Raw genomic sequence first — 17,414 nt, 5'->3', positions numbered from 1 at the left:
CCACACGAAGGCCCAGGTCAATGACCTGGGCCTTGTTTGTTTCTGGCTGTTAAGGCTCCGTGTCGAGGAGTCGGGCGGCCTCGCGGGGGTCCATCAGGTTGGACCAGGCTTGTTCGGCGGGGAGCAGGTCCCGTTCCGGCAGGGCGTATTCGGGGTACCAGCCGTCGGCCTCGCAGCCGGGGACGTTACGCAGGATCAAAGTGGTGAGGTTCGGCGGGACCGAACCCGTGATCCGCACCGCGAGGTAGGTTTCGTGGCCGTCGTCGGCGCGGACCTGAAGGCCGACGGTGAAGGTGTCCAAGTCCACCGTGTGCTCCTGACCGTCCCGGAGGGTGGCACGGCTCAGGGTCAGAACCGTGGTCCGGAGCCGCCGGACGAAACGGACTCCAGCTTCGGCGCGATAGCGGACGTGGTCCTCGCGAGCGGGGAGCAAGTGGGCGGTGTACGTGGCGGACTTGAGCGCGTCGGTGTTGCCGGCGTTGTAGCGGGTTCGGGCAGTCTTGCCGTCGGCTTCGAGAGCGGCGTAGAAGTCGTCGGTGGAGCCGTCCTCGCGGCGGCCGGCCGCCACCAGCCACGGAAGATCGGCGTCCACTCAGACTGCCCCGCGCCAGCGCTGGACCTTCACCTTGAACAACACCTGGTCATCGACAGCGCGGATGCGCTCATGCTTGGCATCGTCCGCCGCGAACTGCTCGGCGGTCTTCGCCAGGATCGGGTGCTCGATCTCGTCCAGGGAGTCGGTCACCGCCGGTAAGGGGAGTCCGAGGTCATCGCGTAGGCATCGCAGGGTGGGCCTGGTGGGTCGCATCGCAACGGGACCGGTCATTCGTCGATCCCGCCGACCGCGTCGATCTCCTCCGCGGTCAGACCAGTCAGGAGCATGACGTCCGACTTCAGGGAGCCGTCCAGGACGCTGAGCGCTTCCACCATGCCCTCGCGCAAATCCTCACGCCGCTGGTCCAGGTACACCCGTACCGCCTCCGCGACCAGGTCCTTCTTCGTCAGGCCCAGGAAATGCGCGCCCTGGCTGATCAACTTGTCCGTCGCCGGGTCCACCTTGAGCGGCGCCTGCCGGGGCGGCTTCGAAGCCGTGGTCATGAATCCCACCTCCACACTCACGGTACCTTAGTACCTCAAGCAGGAGTCTCTTGCCAGCGCTGCGATGAGACGCAGCCCGCCGACCGCTGGCGCTACGGCTCCGAATCGATGACAGCCGACCGGATCGCCCTGCAACAGATCGCCACGGGGATGAAATCGCACGACGACGAGCGCCTGATCCAGCGCGGTGGAACTTTCCCACCCACGGCACGGTGGCATCGACCGCCGCCGTGCCCCATCCGTGCCCTTCGGAGCGGACAGCAGCGGTCACGTACGGCCCCCAGAGATCTCGCCGACCTCGCACACCCCGACCAAACATGCAGGCCAGGGCCACTGTGGCAGTTCAAGAACCGTTGGGTGATCGCTACGCGTTACGGCAACGCCGATCTCGGTTGGAACCACTTCTCCGGCAAGCACAACATCAAGAGGTGCCGGGTGGTCGACGCGGCCCTGGCCGGGAGGGTCGACAAGAAGAACGGAGGCAGACTCGAGTACTACGGGGTCGCCCGCAATCAGACCAAGCTGGTCACGATCGTGGTCATCGTGCAGTACGCCCGTCGTACGGCCGATGGCGAGTACGACGGGGGCAGGGGCAAGAAGATCGGTGTCATCACGGCCTACTGCAAGGGCATGAACAGGTGCCCGGACTGGATCAACGAGTGAACGACTCCGGCGGGAAAACGGCCGAGCAGCAGGCGTACATCACGCGCTTCCTCCTCGACTACACAGCGGTGCCCCTTGCCGGGGGGACCTTCCTGCGCGGTGTGCTGCCGGCGAGGGATGCGGTCCGGGTCGTGACCGGAACGGCTGACACGGTGGCGCCACACGAATTGGTTTCCTATGAAGTGCCGTTGTCGGACGAGGACGAGGAGCCGGTGACCGCCCCTCTGGTGCTTGGCTGGACGCGCACGCTCGCATCCGGCCCTATCCCCCACACGGACGCGACCGTGATGGGCATGCCCCTGGTCCGGGTGGACACCACCGTCCTCGAACCCGCCGACTCGACCAGTACGGATCAAGCGCTGCGTGTGCTGCGCACGCTGGCCTGGCCGTTCGTCGAGACTCCGCCCAGCCCCGCACTCTGCGGGTTCCTCTTCACCGGCCAGGACACCATGCGCCTCTACCTCGCAGTCGAGAAGGCCGACGGCCTGATCGCGGCCGACGTACAGCTCACCGGCGCGTTGACCGCCCTGCTGGCCGCCCTGCCCTCACTCATCGGCGAAAAGGAACGCTGGGTGACAGACACATCCGACCCCCACTGTGTCCACGCAGTCGACCTGACCACCTGGTAACGACCGGCCACGCAGCCCGGACCAGGCAAGCCCGTCCGAGCGGTTGCCCGCACGGGAAACCCGTGCCACAACGTGCCAGAAGGGGCGGCAAACAGCGGTCACCAAGGGTACTGACGAAGCAGACGGGACGATGCCACCGGTGCACGTTCCCACAGGTCAGATGCTGTTCACGGAACCAAGTACCAGATGATTCCCAAGCTCAGAGCGCGAGTTCGATTCTCGTCACCCGCTCCGTGCAAAAGCCCCAGGCCAGCGGCCGGGGGCTTCTTTGCCGTCTGGTCTGCTTCAGCGGGTTCGACACCACCTCCGCACCACCAGCCCTCGCGTCACCTCACTCGGCACCCGAAGTGCCCCGTCAGCAGGTCAGCGAAGACGGGTAGGCCGGCCTTTGAGAGACGGGCGACGGCATCAGCGAGGGTGACTGGCGGGTTGCGCTTCTCTCCAACAAGCCTGACTACCGTCTCCGCCACCTCGTGCGGCAACTCCTTGTACAGCTCACACAGGTACGTATCTGGATCGATCACTCGGACGCCGCGCGCGGCCAAATCACCGGCAGGGAAGTCGGCAAGGTTCCACGTGATCAGCGCGTCGGCACCAGCCGCCACCGCTGCCGCCGAGTGATGCCGGTCGTCGGGGTCACCACCCGGCATGTCATCCACGAGGTGCCCGTATACCGCCGCGTCGATCTCGCAGTCGGGGAAGAAACGCCGGACGGCTTGGGCAACCGCGGCGGCCGACTTCGCCGAACGCTTTCCCTCCCGGACGATGACCCGTTCCCACTCGGCGAGCAGCCGTTCGGACCACACGATCTCGTGAATAGCGTCCTCGGTGAGAGCCAGCATCACGTCCATGACCGAGAATGGAAACAGAACGTTGGTGTCCACAAAGACCCGCGCTGCCACACTCCCCCTCTTTCTTCACTTCGACGGCTATCCGTGACGCCCGGATCAATCGGGCAGATCGACACCCTCCAAGACGTCTGCGATCTGGCGCCGTCCCTCTCGGCGGCGCTCACGCTGCCGCTGGAACACCAGCACGTCCGCAAGGCGGACCACCCGGTGACTACTGCCCGGCAGGTTCGTCGAAGGGATGTCGCCGGCATCAAGCAAGCGTGCGACGAACGGCCGAGAGAGACCCAGAAGCTCAGCGGTCTCAGCGGGCGACAGCTGCGTCTCGGACGCCAGAACCGTCACCGCATGCCCACGGGCAAGCTCACCGGCCGAGGTCAGGAGCAGGCGGACCAGCTCCCCGGGCAGCACGAGCTCACCGCCATCCCGGGTGCGCACCAACACTTCGACCGCCTCCGGCGCCATCCGAGCAGTCGCCGCCAGCACGCCCTGGTGCGAGGGATTCGGCTCCACCTTCTCGGCACGGGCAAGAACGCTGGAACGAGCCATGGTCGCCTCCAATCAGTGACCCCGCCTACGCATCATCTGAAATAACTGTAACTTGGGGATCCGGTGCGGGCAACCCCAGGGCAGACGAGATCTGCCGCGTCCCGCCCGAGCGACTTGTCCTGCTCACCGGTCTACGGGCCAGCGGCCGGTGGAGACCCTCCGAACGGATACATGAGCAGTACAGGCAAAGCTGACGCCCACTCCACCGGGCATCCCGGCAGACCACACCAGCACGCTGGGCAACGCGCACCCCCTGCCAACACCTCTCCCCGTCACCGCGCAAAAGGCCGTGCCACAACATGCCAGTAGGAGCAGTAGACAGTGGTCACCAAAGGAACCGACGTAGCAGTCAGGGCCTGACCATCGGGGCGCATTTCAGCAGGTCAGAGCGCATGCGCAAGGTCAAGTACCGGGTGATTCCCAAGCTCAGAGCGCGAGTTCGATTCTCGTCACCCGCTCTTCCACGAACCCCCAGGTCAGTGAACTGGGGGTTCGTCGTTGTCTAGACCTCCCTAAGCGCCTTGCACCACCTCCGCACCACGTGACCCCTTTTCGCACCCCCGCGCGCCTTGTCACGGGCCGCCCGCACCATCGTGTCCTTCAGCGTGGCTCCCGAGCGGGTCGAGAGGGTGTGGCCGGTGTGCCGGAGGACGTAGAGACGGAAGTTCTCCGGCAGACCGAGCGTGGCCTTGCGCCACTTCCGCACCAAGACGGACCGACGGAACGGCTTGACACTCTCCCCGACGAACAGCAGGCTGTCCGGCCCCTTCTCGGCGTACCGGCTCATGTGCCGCTGAAGGTCCTTCCGCGGGAACTCCGCAGCACGGCCACGCGGTTACCGGACTCCGGTCTCATCGCCCTTTTGCCCGTGGCCGGCTCCGTCCGTGCGTCGGCTGCGACTGACGGCAAGGAGCCCGATCAGCGAGTAGTCGACACGGCTCGGAAAGAAGGGCCGCCACGGCACCCGGCGGACATTCAGTCTTCGTCGCCCTCGTCCTCGTCCACCACACCGGTTGCGGGATATCCGTCTTCAGTCACTACCGCCTTGCCAGTGACCGTCTCGATCGCCTCGACCAGGGCCTGCTGCCGGGCTTCGAAAAAGCCTGCAAAGTCATCCTTGGCGAGCAGCGCGGGATCAACCAGATGGGTACGAATGTGGTTGGCCACCGTGTCCGCGTCCACCTCGGCGTTCCTCGCGAGCCTGGGGAGATAGGCAGAGGGCGCCGTCCCGCCGATGATGCGGTTGGTGCGTCCGGTCAGAGGGGTCTTGTTGACGATTGAGTTGTAAGTGCCCCGGGCGATGTTCTCCCGCTCGCACCACGCCTGCGGGAAGATGTGGTGGATGTCCACGGCCTCCGCGAAGTACTCAGTGATCTCGGTCTTCTCACCAGTCCGCCAGTCGATGGCACCTTCCTTCATCAGAAGCGCGTAGATCCCCTTGTAGGCGGCGCTGTTGCGGGTGCGCAATGTCAGCAGGCGGCTTTCACTGAACCGGGCGTCGCGGATGGTGCGAGGTTCGGCCCCGGTGCCGCGCACCCAGCCCACGGTTTCGGGGAGGTCGTGGCTGAACCTGGTCTCCGTCGAGCCGCCGTACAGCTCGCCGAACACACCGCACCAGTACCAACGGGCCAGCTTCTGCTGCGCACCAGCCGGTTCGGCCTGTGCGCCGAGCGTGCTGAGGATCGCGGCGAGAGGGATCAGCTGGGTGCCGTAGGGGAGGAACTTGGTGTCGAAGAGGTACTGCTGGCGGAGGAACTTGGCGGCGTCCTTGAAGCCTTGGACGACCAGTGGTGCGTAGCGGCGGTACTCGTCCAGACCCAGTTCCAGCATGTCCTTGCGCTTGCAGCCGATTCGCGGCAGACGTTCTTCGTCAATCCCGACGGTAGCGGCTTCGGCGCGCCGGGCAGCCGTTGCCATCAGGGTTACAGCCTGCAGGAAGTCGGTGTTGGCAACCTCTTTAAGGACGCGGTACTCCGGCGCCTTCCACGCGGCCCGGACCACATTGTTCCAGTGGTCGCGCAGGTCAAACTCTTCGGCGGCATATGTGGCGGTGAGTAGCTCGAAGACTGTGAGAGTGACACCGCCGGTGTTGACCTTTTCGAAGACCTGGCAGACAGCCTGCCTCTCGGTCTGCTTCCCTAGTTCGATCACCGGCACCTGGTAGAGCTCGAAGGGGCGGACGAATGCCTCCTCGAAGTCCCGCCACCACTTGCGGCCGTCCTGCCCCTGATCCTTCCAGTAGTCCTCGTAACCGTAGCTCCAATCGCGGTTGGAAAAGAGCTGGGAGAGTGGGAAGAGCCGGGCCGCATATTCCTTCTCCGAGGTCGAGTAGTCCTCGATGAGATCGCCACGGAAGCTGCGGACCACCCGGTCCGCCGGCAGAAGGCGGATGGCGTCTTCACGGTCCGCATGAGGGTCGAGAGCCTTGACCATGTCGACGTAGAACCAGCCGGTGATCCGCTGCTTACGCTGGTTCTGTGTCTCGACCGGCTTGCCGAGCATGAGCGACTGGAAGAGCGAGGTCATCCGCTGCTGTCCGTCGAGAATCAGGGTATCCGGTTCGATGCCCGGGGGCGGGGTGGCGCCCTCGACCGGGCGACACTTGAAACGGACGTCACCACCGGTCTGCAGCAACATGAGGGTGCCGACCGGGTATCCACGAGAGATCGAGGCGAGTAGGCCGATGATGTTGTGGTCCGGCCACACCCAGCCGCGCTGGAACTCCGGTAACTGCGCTTCGCCCTCTGCCACCCGCCGCAGCAGTTTGACCAACTGAATCTTGTCGATCCCGAATGCTTGCTCAGTCACGACCCACCCCCTCCTCGACACTGAACGCTGCCGAGAGGTTACCGGTGGTCGAGTGAGCACGAGGCCGGTGCTGAAATTCAAGTCGATGGGGGCGGCGTCTGCCCTCTCGCCAAGGGCCGTCGCGCTGCGTCGGCTCGGGATCGATACACGTCTCTCCCTGCCCCAGGCGGCCGGAGTCGTGACTTCGAGGTAGCTACCAAGGCCCTTTCGCATACCCATCAGGAAACCGACGCTTGCCCCCGCGAGCAGCCAAAGCACCGCACAGCGACATCCCGCATACTCCAGTATGCTGGACGTATGTCCTCGACGACTCGCATCACCGTCACACTCCCCAGCGACCAAGTGGCGGAGCTCCGCAAGCTCACGGACAACGTCTCCGGCTACGTGGCGGAAGCCGTGGCCCGCCAGATCCGGCACCAGCTCCTGGGCGACGACCTCCGCCGCCACGAGGAAGAGCACGGGCCCTTCAGCGACGAGGAGCTCGCCGAGGCCCGCGCGAAGATCTTCGGCTCCGCCGGCTCCTCCAAGGACGCGGACGCCGCGTGAGCGAGCGCATCGAGACCGTCGTCCTGGACTCGGAAGGGCTCTCCGCCTGGATCACCCAGGACCGCAAGCTCCTCGCGATGCTTCAGGTCTTCCACGACATGGGAGCCGACCTGGTGATCGGGGCCAACACCATCGTGGAAGTCACCCACTCCCGCACCAACATGCCACGCCTGAACTGGACCCTGTCCCGGATCAAAGTGGAACCGGTCACCGAACAGGCGGCGAAAACGGCAGCGGAGCTCCTCAAAGCCGCCGGGCTGCACGGACACAAGTACGCCATCGACGCCACGGTCGCCGAGGTTGCCCTGCGCCAGCCGAAACCCGTCGCCCTCCTGACCTCCGACAGGGACGACATGACCAAACTCTGCGGCAATCAGGTACGCGTCATCCCCCTCTGACTCGCCGCCCGCCCGGCGCACGCGCCTTGGCAGCCTGTGTTGCACCGCCAGCCGCGTGCCCCATCCGCAGCCAGCAGAGCGGACAACAGCGGTCAGATGCAGCTTCCAGAGACCGGGGCCATCCGCCTGTGACGTGCGAAGGTCCAGGTCAGGGCCCCTCTGGCAGCCCAAGCACCGCTGATTCCCAAGCTCAGAGCGCGAATTCGATTCTCGTCACCCGCTCTTCTTCGGAGCCCCAGGTCAACGACCTGGGGCTCCGGTGTTGTCCGAGGGGTAGTAAGTGACCCGGCGTACGGCCAGGTCAATCGCGGCGATGAAGGGATGCCCGCGGTTCAGGAACAACCGCGAGAGGGAGGTTCAGGCGAGTCGGCCGCGGATTCTCCAGAAGCACAGGACTGCCAGCACCGCGGTCAGGGCGGCGAAGATCGCGGTCTCGACCCACTGGAACGTCCAGTAGCGGTCAGCCGGCTGCTCGGAGATGTCCACGTGGATGTTCCCCTTGGCCAAGCAGCCCGGCATTTCGTTGATCGACTTGTTGTTGGTGCAGTCCTGGTACCAGTCGCTGTGGCCGATCTCCCTGCCTGCGGAGTCGAGAATGGCGCTGGTCTTCACCACCCAGGGCCCGCCGGGCACTCGCAGGCCGCCGATCTCACCATAGGTACCGATCTTTGTCAGACCGCTGATCATCTGCGAGGTGAGCGGCACCGAGGTGCGGACCGGAGTCTCGTAGTGCGGCCGTACCAGCGTGGGCATGACGACTTGGAGGACGGCGAAGAGTACCAGGGTCGTTCCCATGGCGGGCACCGTGTGGCGGATGAACAGGCCGAGAGCACTGCCCAGCATGAAGGCGAAGGCGGCGTAGGCGAGCGGCGCGATATCGCGCGAGCCGAACAGCACCGGCTCGAACCGGTTGTTCAGGACGTCGTTGACCGGACCGGAGGCCCAGGTCAGCAGGAGACTGAAGACGCCGGACACGGCCATGCTCAGCAGGCCGATCGACCCGAGCTTGACCGCCAGCCACCGGCTGCGGGTCACGCTCTGATTCCACACCAGCCGGTGGGTGCCGTCCTCCAGCTCACGGGTGACCAGCGGCGCCCCCCAGAAGACGCCGATGGCGCCGGGGACAGCCAGCAGCAGATAGCTGAGCAGGTCCACCTCGAAGCCGTACTGGTCGGCGAAGGCGGCCAGCACGCCGGAGCAGTTGTCACGGCCCGCACAGTGCGCGAGGTTGTCGTCGTATCCGCTGTGGATCTGCTGGCCCAGGTAGACCAGATGGATCGCGAGGAGCAGCAGCGCACCGAGGCCCACCAGCGCCTGCACGCGGAACTGACGCCAGGTCAGCCAGATCATGAGTGGGTCTCCGTGGGCATCGGGGCGGGCTGGGCGGCGGTCTGGTTCGCCCGGGTCATGTAGGCCAGGACCAGCTCCTCCAGGTCGAGGGCGTCCACGGTCCAGGAACTGGAGGCCGGCAGCCCGTCGTCGGCGCGGACGATCGCGGTGGTCTCCCGCGGCGTGTGATCGACGCTGATGAACTCCACCGCCGCGGGCAGCGCCGCGACGGCGTCGCGGGCCCCGACGAGCCGGTAGTGGCTCGCCAGCAGCTCAGGCACATCGCCGGCGAGCTGGATCCGGGATCCGGCCAGCACGACGAGGTAGTCGCAGACCCGCTCCACGTCGGCGAGCGCGTGCGAGGAGAGGATCGCGCCGGCACCCAGTTCGGAAACGGACTCCATCAGGCTGTCCAGGAAGCCGGAGCGGGCCAGCGGGTCGAGCGCCGCGGCGGGCTCGTCGAAGATCAGCAGCTCCGGTCTTTTGGCTGCCGCGACGGTGAGTGCGAGCTGGGCGCGCTGACCGCCCGAGAGCCGGCCCGCCTTCCGTTTTGGGTCCAGTCCCATCCGGGCGATCCGCCGCTGCGCGAGCCGACCGTCCCAGCTCGGGTTCAGCCGGGCGCCCATGCGCAGGTGGTCCGCGACGGACAGGTCGGTGTATACGGGCGTGTCCTGCGCGACGAAGCCGACCTTGGCCAGGTGGGCCGGGTTCGCGGCCGGCTCCGCGCCGAGCACGCGGATGCTGCCCGAGCTCGGCCTGATCAGCCCGCAGGCCATGTTCAGCAGCGTCGACTTGCCGGCGCCGTTGGGACCGACCAGGCCGATCACCCGCCCCTGCGGGATGTCCAGGTCGCAGTCGGTCAGCGCCTGGTGGTGGCCGTAGCGCTTGCCGAGCCGCACGGCTTCCAGTACCGGTGTCATGTGTTCCTCCCGAATCAGCCGCGCGAGCCGCGGTTCTCGCGCGACTTCCTCACGAACCGGTAGATGCCATAGCCGACCGCGAGAAGGACGGCCAGGTTGAGGGCCCACCATGTGTACAGCAGCGGGCTTCGCACGGTCTTCTCGGCGTGGGCGGCCGAGACTGCGAGCGCAAGAGGAGCGGAGATGAGGTCTGCCATGGCCACAGCCTGCTGACCGCGCCGCGGTCCCCGCACCGACCGGAGGAACGGTTCAGGTGCCCCCGAGTCGTACTTTCGGCCGGTTCAGCGGCCGGTGGTGATCGCCTAGCGTGAGCCCGGTGAGCACGGGACATCGACCGGCCTGGGGGCCGAGGACCGCCGTCAACACCATCCTGGGGGTGGTGTTCTCCGTGGTGTTGGTCCTGATGGCCGTCCAGTACGCCGGCCAGGGCCGCGTCTGGGCCTTCGACAGCACGGTCGGGGCGGTGATCTGCCTGGTCGCGCTGGGACGAGAGCGGCACCCGGGCCGGGCGGCCGTCATCGGCCTCGCCGTCGCGGGGATCGCCGGCCTGACCGCCCGGCTCGCCCACCTGCCCGGCGAGCCCGGCGCCGCCGCGGTGCTGGCCCTGCTCGTCCTCGGCGGCTCCGCGATCAGGGCGCTGCCCTGGCGCCAGGCGGGTGGTATCGCGGTCGGCGGGCTGGCACTCATGGCCGCCGGCCTGCTGTCCAGCGAGGCTCCCAGCACCCCGTTCCGGGTCGGTACGCAAGTCTGGGTCCTCGCGCTCGGTATCGGGCTCGGGCTGCGCTTCCTCGACTTCCGCCGCCGTGCGGCCGCCGAGGCCGTACGGCGCGAGGAGCGCCTCGCCCTGGCCCGGGAGCTGCACGATGTGGTCGCCCACCACATCACCGGCATCGTGGTGCAGGCCCAGGCCGCCCGCCTGGTCGGCCGACGGCGACCCGAGGCACTGGACGGCACCCTGACCGACATCGAGGAAGCCGGCAGCGTGGCGTTGGTTGCCATGCGCCGCGTCGTCGGCCTGCTGCGGGACACCGACGACGCGACCACGACCTCCCCCACTGTCGCGGGCCGGGAGCAACTGACCGACCTCGTCCGCCGGTTCGAGGGCCACGGCCCCGAGGTCAACCTGCACCTGCCCGCTGACCAGGTGGCCTGGCCACCCGAGGTGAGCACCACCGTGTACCGGATCGTCCAGGAATCCCTGACCAACATCGCTCGGCACGCCGCACACGCCCGCTCGGCCACCGTCCACATCGCCCAGGAGCATGACGGCGTCACCGTCACGGTCCACGACGACGCTCCGGGCGGTCCGGCCCGCCATCTGCATCAGGGCGGCTTCGGGCTGATCGGCATGCGCGAACGGGTCGAGGCCCTCGGCGGCACGCTCACCGCCGGCCCGGAGCACGACACCGGCTGGTCCGTCCTCGCCACCCTGCCACTCCCCGCGGGAGACCGCTGTTGAGCATCACCGTCCTGCTCGCCGACGACCAAGCGATGGTCCGCCGCGGCCTGCGGCTCATCCTGGAGGACCAGGAGGACATCTCCGTGGTCGGCGAGGCGGCGGACGGCGCCGAGGCGGTCGAGCTGGCCCGGCGGATGCGCCCGGACGTCTGCCTGGTCGACATCCGGATGCCGAAACTGGACGGCATCGAGGTCACCCGGGCCCTGGCAGGCCCTGGCGTGGTCGACCCACTGCGGGTGGTCATCGTCACCACCTTCGACCTCGACGAGTACGTCCGTGGCGCCCTGCACTCCGGGGCCGTCGGCTTCGTACTCAAGGACGCCGGCCCGGCCCTACTGGTCGAGGCTGTCCGCGCCGCGAACAGCGGCGACGCCCTGATCTCCCCCTCCATCACCCTGCGTCTGCTACGCGACCTCGCCCCTGCCCGGAAGGCGACCGCGGCCCGGCCCGTCCAGCCGCTCTCCGCCCGCGAGATCGAGGTCGTCCGCGCCATCGCCAGGGGCCGTACCAACCAGGAGATCGCCGCCGCCCTGTTCATCTCCCTGAGCACCGTCAAGAGCCATCTGGCGACCATCCAGACCAAACTCCAAGTCCGCAACCGGGTCGAGACCGCCGCCTGGGCCTGGGAGAGCCGGCTCATGGACTCCAACCAGACACCCTGACCAAGGGACCGCTGCCCGGCGCTCGTCGCAGTTCCGACTGCGTTCAGCCCTGTCCGGGCCGTCCGGACCTCGGATCACGGGCAGCTCCGCCGAGGGTCAGGATGCCGCGTCCGCCCCGGTCGGCCGGGAGGGGTCTTGGCGACTGAGCGCTCGTCCCTCCGGTGTTGCTCTCGCGCCCGTGTCCAAGCCCGAGATCGGCGCAGTGACTACCGAGCTCTTCGGCGCCTTCGACCATAGGGGCGACAAGGATGCCGACGTGGCGCGGATCCGACGGCTGGTTCTTCCAAGCGGCGTGATCGTCAAGACCGCCCCGGAGTTCACGGTCTACACCGTGGATGAGTTCATCGAGCCTCGCCAGCAGCTACTGTCCGACGGTCGACTCGTCGAGTTCTCCGAGGTGGGAGACCTCCGAGCGGACGAGGTCGCAGGCGATATCGCCTCGCGGTTCGGCGAGTACCGCAAGTCCGGAATCTTGGCCGGTGAGCCGTTCGAGGGTGCCGGGACCAAGACCCTGCGTGGGCGAGTCCGGACGAGGAAGCCCAGGTACGGGTGTCTGCAGTCCGGGCAACAGCGGGCCGGTGGACGCTGTGGGAGTACTTCCCTACGGCGCCGGCCTCGCCCGGCGGCACTCGTCGCGGCGCCGGAGCCGCCTCTGCCACCGCCCCGCCTCAGGGCGCATGTCGTGCCGACCCATGTCGCCCCTGCCGACCCCGAGCGCGCGGCCGCCGTCATGGATCTGTGCACCTGCCTCTCAGAGCTCGTCTCGGACCTCGCCGAGCGGTACGGCGCAGAGGCGCGGGCAGGCGGGGTGGATGAGTGCGGGACGACGATCTCCACCTGTCGTTCCACCCATGGGTCCAGGTGCGCGAGGCCCTGCGCCAGCACTCTTGAGGGCATGACAACGACCGAGTGGATCACCGACATCGCCCTCGTCCTGATCGTCTTCCGGCAGCTGCGGGAAGGCCGTCTGGACCTCAAGACCTTCCTGATCCCGCTGGGGATCGTGGCCTTCGTGGCGCACACGTACCTCGACAGCGTGCCCGCCGCGGGCAACGACCTGGTGCTGATCGGCGCGCTCATGGCCGTCGGCGCGGCGCTCGGCATCGCGGGCGGCGTCTACACCCGCATCCGGGTTGCGGGCGAGCACCTGCTGATCAAGGCCGGCGCGGTCTCCGCGATCCTCTGGGTGCTCGGCATGGGCGCCCGCATGGGCTTCCAGTTCTGGGTCTCGCACGGCGGCGCCGACAACGTCGCGCGGTTCAGCATCGCCCACCACATCACCACCGACCAGGCCTGGGTCGCGGCCTTCGTCCTGATGGCACTCACCGAGGTCGTCACGCGACTCGCGACGATCTTCATCCGGAGCCGGATGGTGAACGGCAGGCAGGCGCAGACGACCGCAGCGACGCACCCGGCGCCCTCTCTCGACCGCACGGCCTGACCGTGGACTATGGTCACGCCGTGCCCGAAGCACAGAGCGTCCCAGAAAAGCAGAGCGCCCCTGCGGAGCAGAGCGCGCCCGGTACGGGCTCGGCCCCGTACCGGGCATCCGGCGCCCTGACCTTCACAGGTCACGATCCTCGCGTGGGCTGGGTCCTGACCCTCTGCGTCATCGGCTCCGCGTTCATCACGGTGCGGCCGATCGGTCTCAGCGGCCGGGGCCTCGTGGTCGCCGCGCTCATCGTCGTCAACTCCCTCGCCCTCCTCGCCCGGCACCTGCCCGAGCACAGGGTCCCGCCCCGCGTCGCCCTGATCTGGCTGACCCTCGGCATCGTCGCCGCGGCCGCCCTGATCGCCGTCAGCCGCAGCGGGTCGAGCTACCTCTTCGCGTTCTTCATCGTCGGCCACGCCGGATACCGGCTGCAGCCCAAGCCGGCCCTGGCCCTCGCGGCGTTCTGCAGCCTGCTGTGCGGCGGAGTCCTGTACTTGCGCATCGGCCCCGGCCACCACCTGCTGCCCTGGGCGGTCGGTCTGGCCACCGGCACCCCGGTCGTCCTCGGCATCATCAACCGCAGCCGCCGACGCGCCGTCCAGGCAGTCATCGAGGCCGCGGAGTCCGCCGAGCGGGCTGCCCGCGCCGAGGCCCAGGCCGCCGTCCTCACCGAGCGGGGACGGATCGCCCGCGACGTGCACGACGTCCTGGCCCACTCCCTCGCGGGCATCAACATGCAGCTGGAACTGGCGGACGCCCTGATCGAAACCGGTGACCTGGAGAAAGTCCGCGAGGCGAACCAGAAGGCGCACAGCATGGTCAAGGAGAGCCTGAAGCAGGCCCAGTGGACCGTGCACGCGCTCCGCGAGGACTCCCTGCCGCTGGTGGGCAGCCTGACCGCGATGCTCGACTCGTCCGGCCACCGCGACGCCCTCACCCTCACCGGCACCCCGCGCGACGTACCGTCCCAGGTCACGCAGAACCTGCTGCGGATCGCGCAGGAGTCGCTGACCAACGCCGTCCGGCACGCGCCCGGCGGCGAGGTGCACGTGGAGCTGACGTTCGATGCCGCATCGACGACACTGAGGATCCGTAACAGCGCGGCGACCCGTGCGGTGCGCGCGGGCGTCGGCAGCGGAATGGGGCTGATCGGCATGCGGGAACGGGTCGCCCTGCTGGGTGGCACGATCACTGCGGGCCCGGTCACCGAAGGACCGGACGAAGGCGGCTGGCTAGTGGAGGCAGTGATACCGGGATGAGTGAACCGACGCAGAATCCCCAGCGGCTGCGTGTGATCGTCGCCGACGACCAGGCTGCCGTACGGGAGCCGCTGGCCGCGGTCCTCGGGCTGGCCGAGGACATCGACGTCGTCGCCTCGGCCGCCGACGGCACCGAAGTACTCGCCGCAGTCGCCGCAGGCCCGGTCGACGTGGTCCTGATGGACCTGCGGATGCCGGTGATGGACGGCACCGAGGCGACCCGGCGGCTCACCGAGGAGCACCCCGAGGTCGCCGTGGTCATCCTGACCACGTTCGCCGACGACGACTCCATCCTGGCCGCGCTGAGCGCCGGCGCCATCGGCTACCTCACCAAGAACGCGGGACGCCAGGACATCACCCGCGCCATCCGCGCCGCCGCCGCCGGGCAGTCCGTCCTCGACCGCGAAGTCCAGAACCGCCTCCTGGAGACGGTCCGCACCAAGCCCCCGGCCCCCGGACAGCCGCTGCCCGGCGACATCACCCCGCGCGAGCGCGAGGTCCTCACCCTGATCGGCCAGGGCCTGCCGAACCGTGCCATCGCCGAGAAGCTCTTCATCAGCGAGGCCACGGTGAAGACGCACATCAACAACCTCTTCGCCAAGGCGGACATCAAGGACCGCGCCGACGCCGTGCGCCGCGCCCTCGGGGCAGGCCTGGCCTGAGTCGCCGAGATTCTGCGGCCTCCACCTCGCGCGGCGATACTCTCCGCGCGTCTCAGCAGATCAGGAGGGGCGTCATGCTGGTTGGGGCTGTGGACTTCTGCACAAATCATCCGGTGCTCCTCATCGGATCCACCGATCCTCCGGAGCTGGACTGGGACAACGCGCCAGCTTGTAGCGACGGCAAACACATCGTCGTCCAGACTCACGGGCAGACCGCGCTCACTCGGGTATCGATCTGGAACCGCGCTATGCCTGTCATGGGAGACGACGTCTTCGACGGGGTGCTGAACGTAGAGGGGTCACGGGTATGCGCGGCCGACAACGAGGCCGCATGGACGCTCGCGACCCAGGTCGTGGACAGGATCGGGCTGCGCTGGGACGGGTCGCCGACGCCGTTCACTCGCGCCTGAGCGCCGCAGTCGTGTACGAGTGATCGCCGTGCCCGCTGCGTGCCCGCTGCGTGCCCGCCGGGGCGGTGAACCACGGTGACGGCAGTCGGCTCACTCGACGCCGCCCAGGAAGCGGCATCGTCCCATCCCATCTGCTCGAAAACGGTGCGGACGGTGGCGATGAAGCGTGCATGCTGCCCCGGCTCGCTGCGCCGACCGCGCCCCCATCGCCAAGAAGATCACCCTCGTGGGTTCGGTCAAGTGGCTGGAGAAGAAGCCCTTCGACAACCGCGGCCTCGCCCGCCTCTTCACCCGTCGCTCCCAGCCGCCCAGCGCCGATGCCACCACACCCCTGCTCGCCGTCACCCGCAACGGCTGCACCGCCGACGTCCCCGCTCTCACCTCAGAGGACCTCCATGACGCCTGGACCTGAACCTGTGACCGGCCGTGCCATTACGTGCCAGTCAGAGCGGTAAAGAGCGGTCATCACAGGTACCGATACGACACTCAGATCCGGGAAGCATCAGCCTGTTCCCGCAGGTCAGGTCGCGCATTGACGCCCGAGCATCCGGTGATTCCCAAGCTCGGAGCGCGAGTTCGATTCTCGTCACCCGCTCCATGCAGCACCACCTCAAGGCCCCAGGCCGACAGCCCGGGGCCTTGTTGCTACTCAAGGCCGATCGAGTGCCCTGTGTGCCCGTTCTGCGCCCAACGCGTCCATCAGCTCCTTCCGGTCGTCAGTACCCCACGAGCACATATGCCAACTATGATAGTTGTTATATGCTTCAGTGTATGGAGACGAAGACGTACACAACCATCGACCTGCGCAAGGGGATGGGCGAGATCCTCGACCGGACCCGGATTGCCGGTGAGGCCGCCGCCATCACCCGTAGGGGGAAGACGGTCGCCTACTTGGTGCCGGCCGAGTGGTTCGAGCAGATGGCCCGTCGGCACCAGTCGCACAAGGACCGGCACGAGGCGGCCTGACCCACCCTCCAGACCAAGGAGCCGGAACCATGCCCGCCCATGCACTCCACTTCGATGGGTACGAGGGGGAACCCCTGCGGTTGCCGCCCATGCCCGAACACACACCTCAAGCACTTCGGTTGGCGATTCAGGAACACACTCCGCACCTCCTCCCGGACTTTGAGGCTCACTGGAAGCGCGTCATCGGCGACGCCTTCAACATCACCCCCGTGCCGGCCTTCATGCGCCTGTGGTGGACGCAGTACGCCATCGCGCGGAATCCCGTCCTCGACTCACACCTTCGCGACCTCGAAGCCCGCGCCGCCAAGTCCGAGGACCCCGAGGAGTCCATCCGGCTTCTGGAGGAGTACAGCCACCTCCGGCACGAAGCCGCCGAGAGGAAGCCCGGAGAGTGATCGACGAACCACTCCGGCCGCCTTGGCAAATCGACTGGACGAAGCAGGCGCAGCACGACTTACAGAGCAAGAAGCGGACCTCCACGATCACGTACTTCTTCGGATCCACGGCGAAGTCGGCGACCATCGGCTGCGGGCTCGTCGGGCAGCACGCACCTTCTTTCCCGCCCGGCCGGCTCGGGCACCGGGCGGGGGTGGGGCCGGCCCGCGTCGGCACCGCTCAGGAGCGGTGAGCCGCTTGGAGCGGCGGCACCGCCGCGTCACCGGCGACGGCGTTTACCGCACGTTCCAGCACCGGGCGGGCTGCGGCTCTGCGCATGCGGGTCCCTGGCGATCAGCCTCTCGCGTCTCGTGCGGAGCGCCGCCGCCGAGACCGCGTCT

The 17,414-nt window shown here is 67.9% G+C and carries 24 protein-coding genes; 14 read left to right on the top strand and 10 right to left on the bottom strand.

Annotated elements, in window-relative coordinates:
- Nucleotides 1-49 precede the first annotated feature (49 nt).
- The 3 genes from OG322_RS19460 to OG322_RS19450 form a co-directional block, all read right to left on the bottom strand.
- Nucleotides 50-592 carry a hypothetical protein gene (locus OG322_RS19460; protein ID WP_241200049.1) on the bottom strand — a complete coding sequence of 181 codons (543 nt, stop codon included), beginning with the start codon at nucleotides 590-592 and terminating at the stop codon, nucleotides 50-52.
- Nucleotides 593-745 carry a hypothetical protein gene (locus OG322_RS19455; RefSeq protein WP_241200050.1) on the bottom strand — a complete coding sequence of 51 codons (153 nt, stop codon included), beginning with the start codon at nucleotides 743-745 and terminating at the stop codon, nucleotides 593-595.
- A 77-nt stretch (nucleotides 746-822) separates the two neighbouring features.
- On the bottom strand, nucleotides 823-1,098 hold the full coding sequence (locus OG322_RS19450) for a hypothetical protein (RefSeq protein WP_123462118.1): 276 nt from the start codon (nucleotides 1,096-1,098) through the stop codon (nucleotides 823-825).
- Nucleotides 1,099-1,455: 357 nt separating this feature from the next.
- On the opposite strand from OG322_RS19450, the gene OG322_RS19445 reads away from it, so the two are divergent.
- Both OG322_RS19445 and OG322_RS19440 read left to right on the top strand, forming a co-directional pair.
- On the top strand, nucleotides 1,456-1,761 hold the full coding sequence (locus OG322_RS19445; protein WP_241200051.1) for a hypothetical protein: 306 nt from the start codon (nucleotides 1,456-1,458) through the stop codon (nucleotides 1,759-1,761).
- Nucleotides 1,758-2,390, top strand: a complete 633-nt coding sequence (locus OG322_RS19440) for a hypothetical protein (protein ID WP_124284449.1) — start codon at nucleotides 1,758-1,760, stop codon at nucleotides 2,388-2,390. Before OG322_RS19445 ends, OG322_RS19440 begins: the two co-directional genes overlap by 4 nt.
- Before the next feature lie 326 nt (nucleotides 2,391-2,716).
- Here the strand turns inward: OG322_RS19440 and OG322_RS19435 are convergent, their stop codons facing one another.
- From OG322_RS19435 to OG322_RS19420, 4 genes are all read right to left on the bottom strand, one after another.
- Nucleotides 2,717-3,274, bottom strand: coding sequence for a PIN domain-containing protein (locus OG322_RS19435; RefSeq protein ID WP_329307745.1), 558 nt, complete (start codon nucleotides 3,272-3,274; stop codon nucleotides 2,717-2,719).
- A 63-nt stretch (nucleotides 3,275-3,337) separates the two neighbouring features.
- On the bottom strand, nucleotides 3,338-3,787 hold the full coding sequence (locus tag OG322_RS19430; RefSeq protein ID WP_123462122.1) for a helix-turn-helix domain-containing protein: 450 nt from the start codon (nucleotides 3,785-3,787) through the stop codon (nucleotides 3,338-3,340).
- Between the two features lie 502 nt (nucleotides 3,788-4,289).
- The gene (locus tag OG322_RS19425; RefSeq protein ID WP_185095322.1) at nucleotides 4,290-4,574 is read right to left on the bottom strand and encodes a hypothetical protein; all 285 of its coding nucleotides are present in this window, start codon (nucleotides 4,572-4,574) and stop codon (nucleotides 4,290-4,292) included.
- A 188-nt stretch (nucleotides 4,575-4,762) separates the two neighbouring features.
- Complete coding sequence (locus tag OG322_RS19420; protein ID WP_123460234.1) at nucleotides 4,763-6,595, bottom strand: GmrSD restriction endonuclease domain-containing protein; 1,833 nt, start codon at nucleotides 6,593-6,595, stop codon at nucleotides 4,763-4,765.
- A gap of 297 nt (nucleotides 6,596-6,892) precedes the next feature.
- Here OG322_RS19420 and OG322_RS19415 point away from each other — a divergent pair, with 297 nt between their 5' ends.
- Both OG322_RS19415 and OG322_RS19410 read left to right on the top strand, forming a co-directional pair.
- Entirely contained in the window at nucleotides 6,893-7,141 is a 249-nt protein-coding gene (locus tag OG322_RS19415; protein ID WP_329306731.1) for a type II toxin-antitoxin system CcdA family antitoxin, read from the top strand.
- Nucleotides 7,138-7,539, top strand: a complete 402-nt coding sequence (locus OG322_RS19410; protein WP_123460236.1) for a PIN domain-containing protein — start codon at nucleotides 7,138-7,140, stop codon at nucleotides 7,537-7,539. Before OG322_RS19415 ends, OG322_RS19410 begins: the two co-directional genes overlap by 4 nt.
- 357 nt (nucleotides 7,540-7,896) lie before the next feature.
- Here the strand turns inward: OG322_RS19410 and OG322_RS19405 are convergent, their stop codons facing one another.
- The 3 genes from OG322_RS19405 to OG322_RS19395 are packed head-to-tail and all read right to left on the bottom strand — an operon-like array spanning nucleotide 7,897 to nucleotide 9,985.
- Nucleotides 7,897-8,889 (bottom strand): ABC transporter permease subunit, encoded by a 993-nt coding sequence (locus OG322_RS19405; protein WP_123460237.1) that lies wholly within the window; start codon nucleotides 8,887-8,889, stop codon nucleotides 7,897-7,899.
- The gene (locus tag OG322_RS19400; protein ID WP_124284452.1) at nucleotides 8,886-9,788 is read right to left on the bottom strand and encodes an ABC transporter ATP-binding protein; all 903 of its coding nucleotides are present in this window, start codon (nucleotides 9,786-9,788) and stop codon (nucleotides 8,886-8,888) included. Before OG322_RS19400 ends, OG322_RS19405 begins: the two co-directional genes overlap by 4 nt.
- 14 nt (nucleotides 9,789-9,802) lie before the next feature.
- Nucleotides 9,803-9,985: a hypothetical protein gene (locus OG322_RS19395; RefSeq protein WP_329306730.1), complete on the bottom strand. Its 183-nt coding sequence runs from the start codon at nucleotides 9,983-9,985 to the stop codon at nucleotides 9,803-9,805.
- Between the two features lie 119 nt (nucleotides 9,986-10,104).
- On the opposite strand from OG322_RS19395, the gene OG322_RS19390 reads away from it, so the two are divergent.
- The 10 genes from OG322_RS19390 to OG322_RS19345 all read left to right on the top strand — a co-directional run bounded on the left by OG322_RS19390 (nucleotide 10,105) and on the right by OG322_RS19345 (nucleotide 17,266).
- Nucleotides 10,105-11,247 (top strand): sensor histidine kinase, encoded by a 1,143-nt coding sequence (locus OG322_RS19390; protein WP_329306729.1) that lies wholly within the window; start codon nucleotides 10,105-10,107, stop codon nucleotides 11,245-11,247.
- The gene (locus OG322_RS19385; RefSeq protein ID WP_124284454.1) at nucleotides 11,244-11,909 is read left to right on the top strand and encodes a response regulator; all 666 of its coding nucleotides are present in this window, start codon (nucleotides 11,244-11,246) and stop codon (nucleotides 11,907-11,909) included. Before OG322_RS19390 ends, OG322_RS19385 begins: the two co-directional genes overlap by 4 nt.
- 895 nt (nucleotides 11,910-12,804) lie before the next feature.
- Entirely contained in the window at nucleotides 12,805-13,350 is a 546-nt protein-coding gene (locus OG322_RS19380; protein ID WP_124285220.1) for a hypothetical protein, read from the top strand.
- Between the two features lie 143 nt (nucleotides 13,351-13,493).
- Nucleotides 13,494-14,600, top strand: coding sequence for a sensor histidine kinase (locus tag OG322_RS19375; protein WP_266411604.1), 1,107 nt, complete (start codon nucleotides 13,494-13,496; stop codon nucleotides 14,598-14,600).
- The gene (locus OG322_RS19370) at nucleotides 14,597-15,262 is read left to right on the top strand and encodes a response regulator transcription factor (RefSeq protein ID WP_329306728.1); all 666 of its coding nucleotides are present in this window, start codon (nucleotides 14,597-14,599) and stop codon (nucleotides 15,260-15,262) included. Before OG322_RS19375 ends, OG322_RS19370 begins: the two co-directional genes overlap by 4 nt.
- Nucleotides 15,263-15,510: 248 nt before the next feature.
- Complete coding sequence (locus OG322_RS19365; RefSeq protein ID WP_164494356.1) at nucleotides 15,511-15,672, top strand: hypothetical protein; 162 nt, start codon at nucleotides 15,511-15,513, stop codon at nucleotides 15,670-15,672.
- A 166-nt stretch (nucleotides 15,673-15,838) separates the two neighbouring features.
- Nucleotides 15,839-16,084, top strand: a complete 246-nt coding sequence (locus OG322_RS19360) for a hypothetical protein (protein ID WP_241200052.1) — start codon at nucleotides 15,839-15,841, stop codon at nucleotides 16,082-16,084.
- 359 nt (nucleotides 16,085-16,443) lie between these two features.
- Entirely contained in the window at nucleotides 16,444-16,638 is a 195-nt protein-coding gene (locus OG322_RS19355; RefSeq protein ID WP_123462128.1) for a type II toxin-antitoxin system Phd/YefM family antitoxin, read from the top strand.
- A 29-nt stretch (nucleotides 16,639-16,667) separates the two neighbouring features.
- Entirely contained in the window at nucleotides 16,668-17,033 is a 366-nt protein-coding gene (locus OG322_RS19350) for a hypothetical protein (protein ID WP_123460244.1), read from the top strand.
- Nucleotides 17,030-17,266 (top strand): hypothetical protein, encoded by a 237-nt coding sequence (locus OG322_RS19345; protein ID WP_329306727.1) that lies wholly within the window; start codon nucleotides 17,030-17,032, stop codon nucleotides 17,264-17,266. Before OG322_RS19350 ends, OG322_RS19345 begins: the two co-directional genes overlap by 4 nt.
- The last annotated feature ends 148 nt before the right edge of the window (nucleotides 17,267-17,414 follow it).

Origin of the sequence: Streptomyces sp. NBC_01260 (assembly GCF_036226405.1) — a bacterium.
GTDB classification, from domain to species: Bacteria; Actinomycetota; Actinomycetes; order Streptomycetales; family Streptomycetaceae; genus Streptomyces; species Streptomyces laculatispora.
The sequence above is the reverse complement of the archived record's forward strand: the minus strand, read 5'-3'. Positions and strand labels throughout refer to the sequence as shown.

Coding starts and splice junctions, on each gene's coding strand:
- OG322_RS19425 (WP_185095322.1), bottom strand. CDS start 4,574: ATGAGCCGGTACGCCGAGAAGGGGCCGGACAGCCTGCTGTTCGTCGGG.
- OG322_RS19395 (WP_329306730.1), bottom strand. CDS start 9,985: ATGGCAGACCTCATCTCCGCTCCTCTTGCGCTCGCAGTCTCGGCCGCC.
- OG322_RS19370 (WP_329306728.1), top strand. CDS start 14,597: ATGAGTGAACCGACGCAGAATCCCCAGCGGCTGCGTGTGATCGTCGCC.
- OG322_RS19365 (WP_164494356.1), top strand. CDS start 15,511: ATGCCTGTCATGGGAGACGACGTCTTCGACGGGGTGCTGAACGTAGAG.
- OG322_RS19380 (WP_124285220.1), top strand. CDS start 12,805: ATGACAACGACCGAGTGGATCACCGACATCGCCCTCGTCCTGATCGTC.
- OG322_RS19450 (WP_123462118.1), bottom strand. CDS start 1,098: ATGACCACGGCTTCGAAGCCGCCCCGGCAGGCGCCGCTCAAGGTGGAC.
- OG322_RS19405 (WP_123460237.1), bottom strand. CDS start 8,889: ATGATCTGGCTGACCTGGCGTCAGTTCCGCGTGCAGGCGCTGGTGGGC.
- OG322_RS19355 (WP_123462128.1), top strand. CDS start 16,444: ATGGAGACGAAGACGTACACAACCATCGACCTGCGCAAGGGGATGGGC.
- OG322_RS19415 (WP_329306731.1), top strand. CDS start 6,893: ATGTCCTCGACGACTCGCATCACCGTCACACTCCCCAGCGACCAAGTG.
- OG322_RS19350 (WP_123460244.1), top strand. CDS start 16,668: ATGCCCGCCCATGCACTCCACTTCGATGGGTACGAGGGGGAACCCCTG.
- OG322_RS19430 (WP_123462122.1), bottom strand. CDS start 3,787: ATGGCTCGTTCCAGCGTTCTTGCCCGTGCCGAGAAGGTGGAGCCGAAT.
- OG322_RS19400 (WP_124284452.1), bottom strand. CDS start 9,788: ATGACACCGGTACTGGAAGCCGTGCGGCTCGGCAAGCGCTACGGCCAC.